Consider the following 17,877-nt stretch of genomic DNA (forward strand, 5'->3'; position numbering starts at 1 on the left):
ATATCCCTATCGCTGATGGGGTTATTTTTGAGTTTCGGCGCGTTTCTCTATGATGTCAATGTGCAATCGATTGATGCAGCCTTTTTCCGATATCAGGCATCCTCGAAGGCTAGCAGCGTATGGCTTCTTCCGCTGGATTTATGCCTTAAGCACCTCCTTGAGTTCTTCAGCGAGCTTCCCGACAGATAATGCAGAGCCATAAATTCCAGGCGACATTGGGCGAGGAATACTTTTCTGCCGTGGAAACCGAAGCCGACTTTTTCAACACAATCGGCCGTCTGCTGCCTGTCGCCACGGGTAGGTTCTGGAAGACTCCTGCCTATTTTCTACGGAGGGGATGATCGACAACGTTCGATCTCAGGAGGTTTACCATTCCGTATGCGGCTCTGAACTACTTGCAGACCGACAACGTACTGACATTTCAAAAATCCCGATTCGATTCCACCGAACGCCATAACTAGCTGATTTATTTATAGTTACTAGTTGGGGCACGCCAAATTTTCCACTGACTTCCAGACCCGCAGAAAACCTAGCCTCCCCGGAACATACCGTTCGTCTGGTGCCCATACAAAACAAAGCCCTCACAGAAATGTGAGGGCTTTGTTGTTTCTGGGTTAATACAACCCAGTCGCTCGCCTGTAAATCCTTCCCCAAACCGACAAACCGCTATTGGTGGCCGACTACCAGCCGAAGCATAACGTCCGCATACCATGTACACAGCGCATACAGAACACGTGTGGAACAACGTTATGGCAGCCTCTCCCGTTCTGTCTTTCCGAGTAAAGCCCGAACTTGTCAGCGAGTTGGATCAACTGGCGCGGGCGACCGACCGAGATCGTCAATACCCCCCTGCAGCGGGCTTGGAGCCGCTACGTGACCGCTGAGTGCTGGCATTTAAAGCCGTGCAGAAAGACATTGCAGATACTGATGCCGGCAACGCCACTGATTGGGAATTGGGGGAGGCAGCCGTCTTCCACATTCTCAACAGCCTGGGAATGCTGGAGCGTTCCCTCATGCAGGGAAAGCGTCTCCAGTACTCGATTGCCGGGAGCTGGTTATCACTGCGTATCCGTATCGAGCGACCTCTAGTTTGCAAGGTGACCGCGAAGCGCACCACAGCACCAAGCCCCGTAACTCGGGGCTTGGTGCTATTTGGCGTTTGAATGAATATCGGCAACTGCAAGAAAACAAACCCGGCCAGGGTAATTCAAAGGCCGTCAGGAATATGGACGGAGAATTCCACCCCATCAAACAGGTGTAAACACTGTACAACCATGCGCCCGATCAATACGATGAGAAGCATTATCATTCACGCAGTGCGAGCCTCACATGCAGGATGCCAGCCCAACATCGTCCGTCGAACAGTTGTACGAGAATCATCACGGCTGGCTGCAGGGCTGGCTGAACCGGCGGTTGGGGCACAGTGCCGACGCCGAGGATCTGGCCCACGACACGTTCATCCGTGTGCTGCGCACCCCTCAGCAGGTGTGCGAGTTGCGCCAGCCCATGGCGTTTCTCGCGGCGATTGCCAATGGACTGCTGGTCAATCGCTGGCGCCGCCAGGAGATCGAGCGGGCTTATCTTGAAGCGTTGGCTGCTCGGCCCGAAGGGGGGGAATCGTCACCCGAGGACCGGTATCTGGTGATCGAAACCTTGTTGCAACTCGACTCGCTGCTGATTGGGCTCTCTGAGCGCATACGGCAGATTTTCTTCATGTCCCAGCTCGACGGCCTGACGTACCCGCAGATCGCTGCGCAGTTGGGTTTGACTGTGGCTCAAGTGCAACGGGCCATGGGTAAGGCATTCAGTGTTTGCTATGCGAGCCGTTTCGAATGAGGGCCGAGATTAATCCGCAGGTGCGCGATATCGCCATTGATTGGCTTGTCAGGACGCAGTCCGGGCTTATGAGTGCGCCTGATCTGGAGGCATTGCGGTGTTGGCGCGAGGCGAGCGATGAGCATGAGCAGGCCTGGCAACGTGTCGCCAGCTTGCCGCTGTTGCAGCAGCCCGGAGCGAATCTCTTGCGCGATGCCACCGCGCGCAGGGCACTGGCGTCGGCTGGGCCGGAAATGCAGAAACGTCGGCAGTTACTCAAGCGCCTGTTGGTCCTTGGTGCGGTTGGCACCGTTGCCTGGCAAGGCGCGGGGTCCACGCCAGTGCGCGCCGCGCTGGCGAACCACCGCACAGGAACAGGCGAGCGTCACCAGTGGACCCTGGTTGATGGCAGCTCGCTATGGCTGAACACGGCCAGTGCGGTGAACCTGGATTTTAATGATCAGGTGCGGCGCATCCAGATGATAGAGGGCGAGCTGGCCTTGAATGTGCGAGCAGAATCGCGCCCGCTGCAGTTGATCACGCCGGACGCGATCCTGCAGAGCCGCGATGCGCAGTTGCAAGTGCGCCATGACCGGCAGGGCACGCAGGTCACCGTCATGGGCGGCCAGGTGCAGGTGCACTCACGCGGCCAGCCAACGTCCTCTTCACTTGAGGCCGGATGGCAGGCACGGGTGGATCGCCTGGGTATCGGCGTACCGAGCCGCCCCGACCTGCTGGTCGCCCAGGCCTGGCTGCGCGGGATTCTGCCGGCGGATCGCCTGCGCCTGGATGCCTTGGTGGCGGAACTCTCGCGTTATCGTCCCGGTGTTTTACGTTGTCATGAGCAAGTCTCAGGGTTACGCCTCACAGGCAGTTTTTCGCTGGATGACACCGACGCAGCCTTGACCCTGGTAGCGCGCACGCTGCCGGTGCGTATCGAGCGCATGACGCGTTATTGGGTCTCGATCGTGCCCGCCTGAAATATTTTTTCCGCTGCACGATAGTTTTTTCGTACTCGCTTGGCCTATAGGGATCACCCACCCGCCAGAGGTGGGTCTTGACCCCTTAGGAGCCCCGTATGACTTCACCTTCCCGCGCCCTGCGTGCCCGTACGCTTGGACTGTTGTTGCTCAGCGTGCAACCGCTTTGCAGCCTTCCAGTCTTTGCCGCGGGTAGTTCGCAGCATTACAGCATCGACGCTGGCCCCCTGGATTCTGCGCTGTCACGTTTCGGCGCACAGGCAGGGATTACCATGGCGGGCAGCTCAACGCTGACGGCTGGCAAGAAAACCCAGGGGCTGCAAGGCGATTTCAGTACTGAGGCCGGCCTGACGCAGCTCTTGCTCGGCTCGGGGCTGACCTATGAGCGCCAGGACGACGGTAGCCTGCTGCTGGTACCGAGCAACGGCGACGTGTTGGAGTTAGCGCCGACTGCGATCAGTGGCACCGCATACGACACCTCGTTGGGCCGCAACGATGGCCTGGTCGCCAGCCGGACCATGAGTGCCAACAAGACCGATACGTCGATCATGGAAACGCCGCAATCGATCAGCGTGGTCACCCGTAAGCAGATCGATGCCCAGCAGCCACAAAGCATCGGGCAGGTGCTGCGCTACACCGCCGGGGTCAATGGTGAAGCCAACGGTGTCGATACCCGGCGCGACACGATTAGTATTCGTGGCTTTGACGCGACGACTGGCGGTGGTATCTATCGCGATGGCCTGCGCCAGTACAGCTTTGCCAACCAGAGCCGTGCCGTGGGTGAAGTCTATGGGCTGGAGCGCGTGGAAGTGCTGCGCGGGCCATCGTCGGTGCTCTACGGGCAAAGCTCGCCGGGCGGCATGGTCAACGTGATCAGCAAGCGTCCCACCGATGAGCCGCTGCATGAACTGGTGGCGCAGGCAGGCAGTTTTGATCGCAAGCAATTGGCTGCGGACTTCGGCGGGCCGCTTAGCGAGGACGGCGTCTTGACTTATCGCCTCACCGGGCTGTGGCGAGACAGCGGTACGCAAATCGACTACGCCCGTGATGACCGTCAATTCATCGCCCCGGCAATCAGTTGGCGCCCCTCGGACGACACCTCGCTGACGGTGCTGGCGTCCTTTCAAAAAGACCGCAATGTGCTGGGCTACTACGCGTTGCCGCGGATAGGCACCCTCGACAGCTCGCGTTACGGACGGATCGCTACGGATCGTTTTGTCGGCGACCCTGACTTCGACAAGTACGATGTAGAACAGTGGTCACTGGGGTATCAGTTTGAACATCACCTCAATGATATCTGGACATTCCGCCAGAACGCCCGTTACAGCCGCTCCTATCAGGAACAGCGCACGATTTACCAGTACGGCCTGGATGACGACCAGCGCACCGTGGGCCGCTTCGGTTATCTGGGCCACGAAAAGGTGAAGAATGCCCTGCTCGATAACCACTTCCAGGCCCAGTGGAACGCCGGCCGTTTCGAACATACAACGCTGGTCGGTATCGATTTGCAACACGCCAGTACCAACCAGTTGGGGGGTGGCAACGTGGTTGATCCCCTGGATATGTATGCGCCGGTCTATCACCAGGATTACAGCGACCTGGACGCTTTTTACGACATCAACCAGCGTCGTCAGCTAGACCAGGCGGGTGTGTATCTCTCGGAACAGCTCAAGTTCGACGAGCATTGGGTCTTCAACCTGGGCGGTCGCCAAGACTGGGCACGCTCGAAAACGGTCCATTACGCCACCGATACGGCGGCAGACCTCAAGCAGCGCGATCACGCCTTCACGTGGCGGACCGGTGTGATGTACCTGGCAGACAACGGCCTGGCGCCCTACGCGAGCTATTCCGAGTCGTTTTTCCCTAACATCACGGCGGTGGCGCGTGACGGCAGTGCGTTCGAACCCGAAACCGGTCGCCAGTATGAAGTCGGGATCAAATTCCAACCCAAGGGCAGTGACAGCTACGTGACCGTCTCGCTGTTCGACCTGACGCGGCAAAACGTACTGACTGCCGATCCTGCCAACAATCGTTTCTCGGTGGCGACCGGAGAAATCCAGTCGCGCGGTATCGAACTGGAAAGCAAGGCGCAGGTGTCCGATGCGCTGGAGTTGATGGCCAACTACAGCTATTCACACCTTGAAATTACCCGCAGCAATACGGCCGATGAGAAAGGCAATCAACCTGGCAATACCCCTGAACAACTGGCCTCGCTCTGGTCGCAATACACCATTCAGGGCGGCGCGCTATCGGGCTTGGCGATAGGGGGAGGAGTACGCTATGTCGGCAAGAGCTATATCGACTCGCAAAACAGCGAAGGCATTCCCCACTACACGCTGTTTGACGCCAGCCTGAGCTACGACCTGGGCAAGCTGTCTTCATCCTATGCAGGGGCGAAGCTGGCGCTCAATGCGTCCAACCTGACCGACGAAACCTATGTCTCCCAGTGTGGTTACACCGGCGACAGCTGCAAATACGGGTATCGCCGAAATGTGACCGGATCGGTGAGTTACAACTGGTAAGCACCCCCTTGGCGACCGGATCGGCACGTAGCGCAATTGCCAGACAAAACCGCTTTCGTACTCGATATTTCAACAGCGTCGGCCGATAGAGGGCGTTGACAGCGGACTGCTTTCGGCAGCCTGCTGCCACGGCAGCTTTTGGCGGATTCCTGCCTATTCTCTACGGAAGGGATGATCGACAACGTTCGAATTCAGGAGGTTTACCATATATTCATCCTCGATCATCCCCTCCACGCCTCACCTCCTGTTGAATCACCTCTTTTCGCGCCAAAGCTCCGGATTTCATCCTTTATGCTAAATTATGTATTGGCAATAATTATGGCGTATCCATAAAAAGGGATAATTGCATGAGCAGCATATTTCAGCGCCCTGAACTGGCTGAATCGATGGCAAACCAGCTTCTCAATCCAGGCGTATTAGATGAAGGTCTACGCTCAGGTCTTTTTCTGTCTGGCCTGCGCCGTACAGGTAAAACGACCTTCCTGCGCAACGACCTTATCCCAGCCCTGGAAGCAGCAGGCGCCCTGGTGATTTACGTCGACCTATGGAGCGATACGCTGGCCAACCCGGCAACGCTCGTGCACAACGCCATCCACAAGACCCTGAAAGAACTGCAAACGCCGGGCTCTTCAATCCTGGAAATGCTCAAGCGAGTCAGCAATGTCGATCTGGGCGCAGCAGGATTCAAGTTCGGTTTCAAACTCGACAGCATCGGCAACGCCGACGGCCCCACATTGGCGCAAGCACTCGCAGAGGTCGTCGACCAAGCGAAGACCGATCTCGTGCTGATCATCGACGAGGTGCAACATGCCATTTCCTCCGACGATGGCAACCAACTGCTCCTGGCCCTCAAGGCTGCTCGTGATGCAATCAACCCGCGCCCGAATACGCCGGGCTACTTCCTCTTTATCGGCACAGGCTCCCACAGAGCCCAGGTAAGCGAGCTGACCGCCAAACGCAACCAAGCGTTTTCCGGCGCGACATCGGCCGCGTATCCACTGCTAAAGGGTGACTACGTTGAATTCCTGCTCAACCGACTGGCAATGACGGTGAAGAAGGAAAAGCTCCCCTCACTTGAAGTCGCTGTCGAAGCCTTCAATACCCTGGGCAATCGACCTGAGGAAATGCTCAAGGCATTGCGTCAGCTACTGCAACAGGGCGGTGATCCTGATCTTTTCCTCCCCGTGATTGCCAGCACCTTACGCTCAGCGGCGGCAAGTATTGAGCTTGAAAAAGTCGAACAGCTGGGCAGCCTGGCTCAGGCGATTTTCAACAAGATCGCGGCTACGGAAGGCGATGCTCGGGGGATTTTCTCTACCGATGCAGCTGCGGAATATTCAAAGACGGTAGGTCGCGAAGTGCGGGTTGAAGAGATTCAACCCGTGGTGATTGCGCTGGTGGCGGAGAACATCATCATGCGGCGAGGGCATGGGATTTATGCGATTACGGATCAGTTTGTTCAGGAGATTTGGTTGGAGGAGCGTGCGTTGATTGAGGGGCGGTAGGGACAAGCAATAAATTTTCCACCTTAGTCACATGCTTGGACTTTGTAGGTCCGCTATTGATGATGTGGTGAAGGTGTTGGAGTCGCCTGGGAATACCGGGCTGTAAGTAGGGCTGTGAAGCGGCCCCAAAACCAGGCGCTTAGTAAAATCTCAGTGCCTTTATTGGGGCTGCTGCGCAGCCCGGCGCGGGGCAAGCCCGCTCACCACAGAGTTGCGTGCCCGCATTTGAGGGTGGTGTAGATACCCAGGGGCGTTTTTTTCGGTATAAACCTGAACATCCCTGCGTCGTGAACGGACTCCCATGAACGCCCTCAAACTGATCTGCCTCCTCATCGTTTTCCCGCTGCTGCTGGCCGCCCTCGGTGGCTGGGAGCGTCAGCGTGCTGACGAAACCACCACGGCGCTGGTCGATTACCACGTCACGGTGACTACCGCTAAACAGCAACTCCAAGCGCTGGCGGCGAAGGAGCCGACGGCGATGGTCGCCCTGGTCGATGAAAAAATCAGCGTGCAAACGGCCCTCTCGCGTCTGGAAAAAATCGAAGCCGAGCTGCCCATTGCCCACCGCGTGAACCGTGCGATGCGGGTCCTGGCGCCGTGGGTGATGGGCTTGGGTCTGTCGGCGGCGTTGATTGGTGCGGCTGCATTGGCGGGTACGTACTGGGCCGGGCGGCGGGCACGGCAGTCACGGGAGAGGTTATTGCAGGCGTTCTCCCTGGGCAGCCGCCTGTTGCCCTATGTGCTGGTGGGCCATGTGGTGGCGGTGGCGGCGGCCGTCGCGTTGGCGTTGAGTTTCGAAGGCTTGGGGATGTGGCATATCGGCCGGCTGGGCAGTGGCGAAGTCAAGCTGATGGCGGTGCTGGGGGTGATCGCGGCGTTCTGTGTGTATTCGATCTGGCAGTTGCTCAGACAGCTGCGCCCTATGCTGGGGATGTTCAAGCCCGAGCCGCTGGAGATGTTCGGCCAGGTGGTGACGCCCGTGCTGGCTCCAGGGTTGTGGCGCCATGTGGACGAATTGGCGGAGAGGCTCGGCGCGCTGCCACCGGACCACATCGTGGTGAGCCTGGCCCAGGGCTTTTACGTGACCTCCAGCGCGGCCACTGTGCAACCGGCGAATACTTTGCTGCAGGGGCGCACCTTGCATGTGCCGTTGCTGTATCTGGGCCTGCTGAGCCGTGAAGAAATCAGCGCGGTGATCGGCCATGAGCTGGCGCACTTTGTGGGGCAGGACACGGAATACAGCCTGCGCTTTTTACCGATCTACGATGGGGTCAATCGCAGCCTCGAAGCGCTATTGAACACGATGCTGACCAGCGATTTTATCCAGGGACGGCTGATGCGGCCGTCGTTCATGTTCGGTGTGTTTTTCATGCAGCGCTTTGATGACGCGGTGAACCACTGGAGCCGTGAGCGTGAATTGCTGGCGGACGCTGCCGGCGCGCAGTTGGCGGGCCCTGCGGCGGCGGCTTCGGCGTTGTTGCGGGTGTCGGTGGTGCAGCCGCACGTTGAGGATGCCTTGTTGGCGTTGTGTGAAGCAGGCGCGGCTACCGATCTGCCCGACGCCGTATTCGCGAGCTTGCGTGAGTGTGAATTGCAACCATCAGCCGAAGCCCTGGAGATTCATCAACCCCATCCCACCGACTCCCACCCCTCCAATGGCGAACGCCTGCAGGCGCTGCACGTGCCACTGGACGATACCCTGCGCAGCGCCACCCGCGAGGTGGATAGCGACGTAGCGAATGCGCAGATGGATGCCTATTTCAGTGCCCCCCAGGCAGTGCGCGAGCAGCTGTCTCGCGACGTGATGGACGTGGCGGTGTCGGAGAACAGCGCGCACACCCAGCTGCTGGAAACCTTGGCCGCTTCGGCCGAGGGTGAGCGCAGCCTGCATGAAGGCGGCCAATGGCGCGGGGTGCTGATGGCGGTGTCGGGCCTGCCCTTTGTGCTGGCGGCCCTGTTTATCCTGAGTCGAGTCTGGCTCGCCCCGGAGCGTTTGAAAGGCACGCCGCTGTCGGCAGTCGGCGCGGGCGCGTGCCTGGGCCTTATCGGGCTGGGCCTGCTGTGGCTGGGCATCCGTCGATTCAAGCGCGCGCCGCAGACCGCGTTGCGCCTGACACCGGAGCATTTTGTGTTCAATAACCTGGTGCAACCGCTGCCCATCGAACATATCGAGGAGATCACGTTGCAGTTTGTCCAGGGCATCTGGGTAACCGTTCAACTGACGCCCGAGGCGCCGTTACCGGCAATGCGCAAGACCGCGTTCGGTGTACCCGGCGTGCGGGTCAACAAGAAGAAACGCCAGGTGCTGCTGCTGATGGCACAGCTGTGTATCGACAATAAAAAGATCGAACCTTATGAGGGGTTGTCCTTGATGCTCGACTACAAGAATGCGGCGTTGGCGCGCAAGATTTTGCAGAGCCGCGAGGACTGATGCACACCCATAAAAAAACCCCGAACCAGTCGGGGTTTTTTATCGCCTGGAATCAGGCGCGAGGTGCGATCACTTAGAAAACGTTGATCGGATAGTCGGCGAACAGACGGATTTCGTTACCGCCTACGTTGTACTTGTCGGCATTGCTGGAAACGCGCAACCAGGACGCACGAGCACGCAGGCTCAGGTCTTTGGCCGGGCCGCTTTGGACGACGTATTTGAACTGGTTGAAGATCTCGCGCTCGGTGCCATTGCCACGGTTGGAACCGTCGTCAATGTTGGTGCCGCGCACGTAGGCCACGTTGTAGGTCAGGCCAGGCACGCCGAAGGTGCTGAAGTCCAGGCCGTAGCCGGCTTGCCAGGAGCGCTCGTCCTTGCCGTTGAAGTCGGACCAGTAGGAGTTGGCCAGCAGGATGGTGTTGCCGCCGTCGCCGATGCCGCCAGCGTTGCGGTAGCCGCCGTACAGGTAGCCGGTGTCGCCCGTGCTGCGCTGGTGAGCGACGGTGAAGCTGTGCGGGCCGACAGCCCATGTGGCGCCCAGGCTCCAGATCTTGTTGTCGCGAGCGTCTTCGCTGCCTTGGTTTTCCAGGGCGAAGCTCTTGTCCAGCTTGGTCTTGTAGCCATTGAAGTCAAAGGTCAGCGACTGTTTCTCTGGCAGGGCCAGCACGTAGTTGACGTTGACGTATTGCTTCTTCAGCACGTCTTGCATGTCGGAGGCGTACAGCGCGGCCGACAGGTTTTCGGTGAATTTGTAGCTGCCACCGACGTAGTCGATGCTTTTCAGACGGCCGCTGTCGGTACCTTCGGCGCTCTTGCGAGCTTCCTTGGTGAAGTGACCGGCGTCGAGTTGCAGGCCGGCGATCTCTTTGGAGACGATCGACGTACCCGTGAACGTTTCGGACAGCAGACGGGAGTTGTCGTAGGCCAGGACCGGAACGTTAGGGAACTGATCACCGTACTTGAGCACCGTGTTGGAGACGCGGAACTTGACCGCTGCGCCGCCTTTGGCCAGGTCGTGTGGTGCCGAGCCAGGGTTTGCCGAGCCATCTGGGTTGGTGGTGCCATTACCCTGCTTGAAGAAGTCGATCCCCCCCGCGCCGGCGCGACCTTGGCCACCGTCCAGACGGATAGCATATTGGCCAATCACGTCCACACCCACACCGACGGTGCCTTGGGTGAAGCCGGACTCGAACTTGCCGATGAAGCCTTGGCCCCATTCGGCTTTGTCTTGCTTGCCGTTTTTGTAGTCGCGGCTGATGTAGGCGTTACGGGCTGCGATGTTCAGGTGGCTGTCTTCAACGAAACCCTTGGATTGCTCCTGGTCGTTTGCCATTGCTGTCGATGCGCTCAAAATCCCCAGAGCGATCAGACTCATCCGTTGCTTCAACATTTTTTGTATTCCTTATTACGGGTTGAGTACGCGCGATGACACCAGGCTCCATGTCGCTTTTCTGGTGTCGACTTTTCCGAAAAAAGAAGGCCCGCGGACGACTGAACATGCCGCGGGCCTTTTCTTATTGGATGAGTCATGGCTGTTAGCCACAGGCGTTGGGCGCAATCCTAGTCGCGCGTTGAACTATGTGTCAATTTCGTGAATCGTCTGTATTTAGGCGAAATAATTCTAAGCAAAGGCCTACTGCCTTTCTGAAAACGACCAGATTCTGTCTTTAACGACCCACGAAACATATCTCGTAACATATTTCAAAGCCGATACGTTTGGTAATGGATAACGCACGCAAATGCAAAGCATTACCATTAGCGTGCTTTTTCCTGCCAAACCCTTTGGATGCATTCCACCATGCCTGCCCTTCGCCTGACGCCCATGACCCTTGGGCTTTCTGTTCTGCTGTCTGCCGGTTTTGCCTGTGCCGCCACCACCTTGCCCGAAACCTCGATCAGCGCCGAAGCTGACGAAGACGACCCGCGCGTCAAGGAAACCAGCACCGCGACCCGCACCGCCACACCGGTACGGTATGTGCCCCAGGCCATCGACTCGGTGAAGACCGAAAGCCTGCGCGCCTACGGCACCAACGACCTGGGCCAGGCCTTGAGCGGCATCCCCAACGTCAGCAGCGGCGCCGACACGCGCTTCGACAGTCTGCGCATCCGTGGCTTCGACGCGAGCAACGACTTCTACCTCGATGGCATTCGCGACGACAGCCAGTACGTGCGCGACCTGCACAACATCGAGCGCATCGAAGTGCTCAAAGGCCCGGCAGCCGTGCTTTACGGGCGAGGCGGCCAGGGCGGGATCGTCAACCGCGTGAGCAAACTGCCAACGGCCGGGCGCAAGTCGAGCATCGAGGCCCAGGGCGGCAGCAACGATTTGCGCAGTGTGTATGCCGACCTGAGCACCGACCCCACCGACAACATCAGCCTGCGTCTGAACATGGGCAACCAGGACAACAACAGCTTCCGCGACGGCGTCAGCGGCAATCGCCAACTGTTCGCACCGTCCATGAGCTGGCAGCTCACACCGGATCTGAACTGGCTGGTGCAATACGAATACAGCCGCTACAACCGCACGCCGGATCGCGGCATCCCCGGCGTCAACGGACGCCCCGCCGACGTCAGTCGCAGCACCACCTACGGCGACAGCCGCGATTACATCGACGACAAGACCCAGTCCCTGCGCTCCAAGCTGGCCTACGAACTCAACGACAACTGGCAACTGCGCCAGACCCTCGGCGTGTTCAAGCTCGACAGCGATTTCGACAACACCTACCAGACCGCCTATGTTGCCTCGACCAATCGGGTGACGCGCCAACGCTGGCAGCAAGACCTGACCACCCTCAACGTCTTCAACAACGTCGAGCTGGAAGGAGGCTTCAGCACCTTCGGCCTGGAACACCGCCTGCTCACCGGCGTGGAGCTGGGCAGCCAGCGCCGCGATCCAAAGCTGTACACCGCCACTGCTGTGAACCGCGGTGGCCAGGCCGTGCCAGCCCTGGACCTCAACCAGCCCAACCGTCGCCTGAGCCACACCGGGCGCATGAGCGTATCGAGTAACAACCACACCGAAGTCGAAAGCCGCGCCCTGTATGTGCAAGACCAACTGCGTCTGAACGACCAGTGGCAAGTGCTGGCCGGCCTGCGTTACGACCGTTTCGAAGTGGACACCAAAAACAAACTGCTCAATACCCGACAAGACGTCAAAAGCCACAGCACCAGCCCGCGCTTTGGCCTGGTGTGGACGCCCCTGGAACACCACTCGTTCTATGCCTCGTGGAGCAAGACCTTCTCACCGGCCGGTGGCGGCCTGATCGGTATCACCCCGAACGCCGCCGGCAGCGTCAACGACCTGAGCCCCGAGCTGACCAAGCAAAAAGAGATCGGCGTAAAAAGCGACTGGCTCGACGATCGCCTGAGCACCACCCTGGCGGTGTACGAACTGGAACTCTACAACCGCCGCACCAGCGACCCGCTGGACCGCACCATTACCCTGCTCAGCGGCCTGCAGCGCTCGCGCGGCGTGGAGCTGACAGCCACCGGCAAGATCGTCGGCAACTGGTCTGTACGCGGTGGTGTCGGCCTGCAGGATGCCAAGGTCGAGAAGGACAACAACGGCTTTGAAGGCAAGCGCGTCAGCGACGTGGCCAAGCGCAATGCAAGCCTGTTCATCACCTGGAAACCGGAGATGGGCTGGTACGCGGAAACCGGTTTGACCCTGGTCGGCGACCGTTATGCCGACAGCCTCAACACCGTGGTGCTGCCGGGTTATGGCAGTTGGGACGCGTTGGTCGGGTTCCGGCAGAAAGAATGGGATGTGCGCGCGGCGCTGAACAATATCGCCGACAAGACCTACTACGAATCGGCGACCAGTGTGGCGCAGATTCAGCCGGGCGAGCCGCGTAACCTGGTGGTGACGGGCACTTATAGCTTCTAAACGTAAACCCCCTTCTTATCGCAGCTGCCGAGCGCAAGCGAGGCAGCTGCGATGAAGCCAAGGCTATTTCGTTAGTTACTCATCAACTCGCACAACGCGTGCATTTCAGCCTCGCTGAACAACCCCACCGGGTAGCGTTCACTCATCACACTGCGCAAATCCGGCTGCTGCCTGGCTTGTCGCGAGCCGTTTTCCTTCAACCAGAGCCCCAGCGCATGGATCGCGTCACCGTCAACCCGCGAAGGGTGGAAGGTGCGCGTGTACATCGGGTTGATATTGGCATTCATTTCGGCGCTCTCTCCTGCTGCGTGAGCGGCTAACTTACTCAAGGTTTATGACAGAACTGTGCGGTCATCACCCTGGGACACTGGGGCAACACCGATACAAGAGCTATGCCAATGTCGCGTGTTTATAGGTGGGCGGACACAAAAAAGCCCACGACCGTGCTGGGCCGTGGGCTTGCTGTAGAGACCGAAACCGAGGGACGCCCGGTTGCCGGAAAGGCGTTGTTACAACTGCACTCAGTTTTTATGCGGGGCCGGCTGTTGTTGGGTCAGGCAATGGATATTACCGCCACCCAGTAACAGTTCACGGCCCGGCACCATCACCACTTCGTGCTGCGGGAACAGGTCCTGCAGGATAGCCTTGGCTTCAGCGTCCAACGGGTCGTCGAAACTTGGCGCGATGATGCCGCCGTTGACGATCAGGAAGTTGACGTAGGAACCCGCCAACCGCACGGTCGGATTACGTTCCTGTGTGCCGTCCACCGGATCGACCCCTGCGCACTCTTCCTCAGTGGCATACAACGGCCCCGGGATCGGCATTTTATGCACCGTGAACGAGCGCCCCTGGGCGTCGGTGCTGCTTTGCAGGACGGCCATGGCGGCTTGGCAACGCGCGTAGTTCGGGTCTTGCGGGTCGTCGGTCCAGGCCAGCAACACTTCGCCCGGGCGCACGTAGCAGCAGAAGTTATCCACATGGCCGTCGGTTTCGTCGTTGAACAGGCCGTCCGGCAGCCAGATGATCTTATCCACAGCCAGGTTGGCGCTGAGCACCGCTTCGATTTCGGCACGGTCGAGGTGCGGATTACGGTTGCGATTGAGCAGGCATTCCTCGGTGGTAATCAGGGTGCCTTCGCCGTCGACGTGGATCGAACCGCCTTCCAGCACGAAGCCCTCTGTGCGGTAACGCGGCGCGCGCTCGATTTCGAGGATCTTGCCGCCCACCTGCGAGTCGCGGTTCCACGGCGAGTACAGGCCACCGTCAAAACCGCCCCAGGCGTTGAAATCCCAGTTCACGCCGCGCACTTCGCCACGGTCGTTGATCACGAACGTCGGGCCGGTATCGCGCACCCAGGCGTCATCGCTGGACATTTCCACCACACGGATATTCGGCAGGTCCAGGCGGGCGCGGGCGTTTTCGTACTGGCCGGCAGAAACCGCCACGGTCACCGGCTCAAACCGTGCGATGGCCTTGGCCACCGCCACGTGAGCCGCCTGCGCGGGCTTGCCGCCCAGGCGCCAGTTGTCCGGGCGCTCGGGCCACACCATCCAGGTTTGGGTCTGTGGCGCCCATTCGGCGGGCATATGGAAGCCATCGGCGCGGGGGGTGCTGTGCAGGGTGGTCATGGCGATCAGGACTCCGAATGGGGTAAAGGCCGACTTTATAACGGATAAAAATCGGCCTTAGAAGAGAATAAACAGCATGAATGAAAAATATGACAGCCAATGACCGATAACAATCGATTATTTACAGTTGCTCATCCAGCACCTTCGACAGCATGTCGACAAAGAAGTCCACGCTACGTTTGGAGGTCACCATCGGCGGCTTGATCTTGAGGATGTTCAAATAATCGCCAGTCGGCTGCATGAAAATCCCCAACTCTCGCAATCGATCACACAACAGGGTGGTCTCTTCGGTGGCGGGCTCCAGGGTTTGCCGGTCACGCACCAACTCCAGGCCTAGATAGAAACCGGAACCGTGAACCGCGCCTACCAGGGGATGACGGTCGATCAGTGCTTCCAGCCGCGCCTTGAAATGCCCGCCGACCACCTGGGCGTTTTCCCACAATTTTTCTTCTTCCATCACATCCAGCACCGCCATGCCGATCCGGCAACTTACCGGGCTGCCCCCCGACGATGAGAAGAAATACCCCTCGGCCTCCAATGCCTCGGCGATCTCGCGACGGGTGATCACCGCGCCAAGTGGCTGACCATTGCCCATGCCCTTGGCCATGGTGATGATGTCGGGCACCACGCCCTGCTCTTCGAAGCCCCAGAAAAAGTGCCCCATGCGGCCGTAGCCCACCTGCACTTCATCGGCGATGCACACGCCGCCTTGGGCACGCACCAACCCGTACACCTGCTGCAAGTAACCCGGCGGCAGGGAGATGCCGCCGGCGTTGCCGTACACCGGTTCACAGATAAACCCGGCCAGTTGGCGCTTGCTCGCAGCGATTTTCGCCAGGTTATGTTCCACGCTTCGTACGTAGTCCGGCGCACTGTCCTGCCCGCGGAATTCACCGCGATAGGTGTTCGGCGCGGTAACCGGATGGACCCACTCCGGGCGGCTGCTCAAGGCCTGGGGATTGTCCGCAATCGAGGTGGACACCGCATCCGCCGCCACCGACCAGCCGTGATAGGCCTCCAGCACACTGAGCATGTCGCGCCCACCGCTGTAGGCCCAGGCCAGGCGGATGGCCAGGTCGTTGGCCTCGGTGCCGCTGTTGACCAGGAACACCCGATCCATGCCCGCCGGCGCCAGCGCCAGCAAGCGCTCGGAAAACTCGGCAATGGCGGCATAGTGAAACCGCGAGTTGGTATTGAGCAGCGACCATTGCCGCGCCGCCACCGCCGCCATGCGCGGGTGGCCGTGACCCAGTACGGCGACGTTATTGAGCATGTCCAGGTAGGAACGGCCCTGCATATCGATCAGGTGGTTGCGCCAGCCGCGCTCGATGCGTGGCGGGTCGACGTAATAGTGCTTCTGCGAGCGGGCGAAACTGGCATCACGCCGGGCCAGCAGGGCGTGGGGGTCGAGTTCCGGTTCGGCATCACAGGCCAGTCCCAGTAATGCCGCAGGCGAGGGGCACAAGGCTTGCCAGGCCAATGCCCGGGACGGTGTACAAAACAGCGGCGGTTCGAGGTCGGCACGGCACAGTTGCACGGTCAGCGGCCCATGGACCTCACCGAGAACCTGCCCCTCCACCAGCAATGAACCGTGCTTCAACCGGGTGTCCACGCCCCACAACCGCACGCTCAGCTCCACCCCTTGCACGCTCACAAGGCCATCGGCGTCCTGATGCAGCGTTCCGGCAAAAGGCGCCTCCAACACCGTGCCATGGGGCAGATGCAGCTCTACGTGGAGGGGGAAAGTCTGCGGTTCGGTGGCACTGTCCGGGCAGGTACGCGACAGCCGATATTGGCCATAACGACTTGCCGCCAGCCCATGCACCGCCGCCGCCTGATCCAGCAGTTGCCGATCAATGCCGGGCAGTTCCCAGTTGCCGGCTTCGAAATGCGGGCTGAGCACACCCAGGTCGATCAGCGCGAACTCACGCCCCACCAGGCCCGGTAGCAACGGCGCGAAGTCCTGGCTGGCAATCGACGGCAGCGTCTCACCGACACTGCCGAGAATCGCAGCCTCCATCAGTTCAAACGGCACCGACGTCGCCACATGGAAAATTTCCCACTCGTGTTCGGCGTTTTTCAACAGGTAAGTGTTGTCCGGATCCAGGCGTTGCTGCTGTTCGCTGCTTAGTACCAACACTGCCGCACGGGCGACGATCAGTGGCCACAACGCCTGCAATTCCTCGCGTTGCAACGGGGTCACGGCATGGCAGGCCCGGACCGCCGGCAGGATGGCAAACGGGTCGCCCTCGGCATGGTGCAACAGAGCCGCACAGGTCACCGACAGGTCGGCAATCCGCCAGGTGTGCACCAGGTCGCCGAAATCGATGACGCCTTGCAGTTGCCAGTGCCGTTGCGCATCGCGCTGCCACACCACGTTGTCATCGGTGATGTCCATGTGCACCGCTTGCCAGGGCAGGCGGTCGGCCAGGGGGCGAATGCGCTGTTCAACCTGCTCGGCCACCTGTTCCAGTGCGGCGCGGTGGGGCAGGTTTTCCAGGGTGGCCAACAGATAGGTGATCAGTTCCCGGGCATGGCGTGGGTCCCATTGCAGGGTACGGTCCAATCCAGGGTGGGAGAAATCCGCCAGCGCGCGGCTCATGCGCCCGCACAGGTCGCCGAAGCCTGCGATCACGTCGCGCCCCAAATGCGGCAGATGGGTCAACGGCTGGCCGTCGATATAGTCCAATAGCCGCACGTGCAGGGGCTGGCCATCGACCGTCACGCTCAGCAGTTCTTCACCGTCCAGGGCCTTGATGACCTTGGGCACCCGCACGGCCTGCAGGGTGTCGAGGGCCGCGTGCTGGGCCTGCAGCTCAATCGCCGCATAGTCGCCCCGGCAGATTTTCAGAACAAACCGACCGCGGGCACTGTCGATTTTGTAATTGAGGTCTTGCTGGCTGCCCAGTGATTGCAGGGTGCCCGTGAGGCCGTAGTGCTGCTCGAGCAATTGCGCTGCCTGGTCGGGGCCTACTTGCGGGCAGGGTAGATTGGCGCGATGGATCAACGTGGCGAGCAGCATGGGGGATGACCTCGAATTTTTAGAGGTGTATATCGCCACCTTTCAGGGGGGTTACGCAACCCCCGTACACATGCCGTCCTGCCCGTCA

Annotated in this window: 10 protein-coding genes and 1 pseudogene; 7 read left to right on the forward strand and 4 right to left on the reverse strand. The window is 59.8% G+C overall.

Going from position 1 to position 17,877, the window contains the following annotated elements; all coding sequences use genetic code 11:
* Positions 1-749: 749 nt before the first annotated feature.
* The 6 genes and pseudogenes from B9N88_RS32905 to B9N88_RS14185 all read left to right on the forward strand — a co-directional run.
* Positions 750-965, forward strand: a pseudogene (locus B9N88_RS32905) (CopG family ribbon-helix-helix protein); the annotation flags it as partial.
* Between the two features lie 364 nt (positions 966-1,329).
* The gene (locus B9N88_RS14165) at positions 1,330-1,836 is read left to right on the forward strand and encodes a sigma-70 family RNA polymerase sigma factor (RefSeq protein WP_027605116.1); all 507 of its coding nucleotides are present in this window, start codon (positions 1,330-1,332) and stop codon (positions 1,834-1,836) included.
* On the forward strand, positions 1,833-2,795 hold the full coding sequence (locus B9N88_RS14170) for a FecR domain-containing protein (RefSeq protein ID WP_027605117.1): 963 nt from the start codon (positions 1,833-1,835) through the stop codon (positions 2,793-2,795). The genes B9N88_RS14165 and B9N88_RS14170 overlap by 4 nt, the downstream gene beginning before the upstream one ends.
* A gap of 98 nt (positions 2,796-2,893) precedes the next feature.
* Entirely contained in the window at positions 2,894-5,317 is a 2,424-nt protein-coding gene (locus tag B9N88_RS14175; RefSeq protein WP_027605118.1) for a TonB-dependent siderophore receptor, read from the forward strand.
* A gap of 347 nt (positions 5,318-5,664) precedes the next feature.
* Complete coding sequence (locus B9N88_RS14180; protein ID WP_027605119.1) at positions 5,665-6,822, forward strand: AAA family ATPase; 1,158 nt, start codon at positions 5,665-5,667, stop codon at positions 6,820-6,822.
* 301 nt (positions 6,823-7,123) lie between these two features.
* Positions 7,124-9,253: a M48 family metallopeptidase gene (locus B9N88_RS14185; protein WP_027605120.1), complete on the forward strand. Its 2,130-nt coding sequence runs from the start codon at positions 7,124-7,126 to the stop codon at positions 9,251-9,253.
* Positions 9,254-9,326: 73 nt separating this feature from the next.
* Here B9N88_RS14185 and B9N88_RS14190 read toward each other — a convergent pair whose 3' ends face one another.
* Entirely contained in the window at positions 9,327-10,643 is a 1,317-nt protein-coding gene (locus tag B9N88_RS14190) for an OprD family porin (protein WP_027605121.1), read from the reverse strand.
* A 408-nt stretch (positions 10,644-11,051) separates the two neighbouring features.
* On the opposite strand from B9N88_RS14190, the gene B9N88_RS14195 reads away from it, so the two are divergent.
* Positions 11,052-13,139, forward strand: coding sequence for a TonB-dependent receptor (locus B9N88_RS14195; protein ID WP_027605122.1), 2,088 nt, complete (start codon positions 11,052-11,054; stop codon positions 13,137-13,139).
* Positions 13,140-13,210: 71 nt separating this feature from the next.
* On the opposite strand, the gene B9N88_RS14200 is transcribed toward B9N88_RS14195, so the two are convergent.
* The 3 genes from B9N88_RS14200 to B9N88_RS14210 form a co-directional block, all read right to left on the reverse strand.
* Positions 13,211-13,426, reverse strand: coding sequence for a hypothetical protein (locus B9N88_RS14200; protein ID WP_027605123.1), 216 nt, complete (start codon positions 13,424-13,426; stop codon positions 13,211-13,213).
* A gap of 234 nt (positions 13,427-13,660) precedes the next feature.
* Positions 13,661-14,767, reverse strand: a complete 1,107-nt coding sequence (gene aguA, locus B9N88_RS14205; protein ID WP_027605124.1) for an agmatine deiminase — start codon at positions 14,765-14,767, stop codon at positions 13,661-13,663.
* Between the two features lie 121 nt (positions 14,768-14,888).
* Positions 14,889-17,789 (reverse strand): aminotransferase, encoded by a 2,901-nt coding sequence (locus tag B9N88_RS14210; protein ID WP_027605125.1) that lies wholly within the window; start codon positions 17,787-17,789, stop codon positions 14,889-14,891.
* Positions 17,790-17,877: the final 88 nt, after the last annotated feature.

Origin of the sequence: Pseudomonas sp. LAMO17WK12:I1, assembly GCF_900177315.1 — a bacterium.
GTDB lineage: Bacteria > Pseudomonadota > Gammaproteobacteria > Pseudomonadales > Pseudomonadaceae > Aquipseudomonas > Aquipseudomonas marginalis.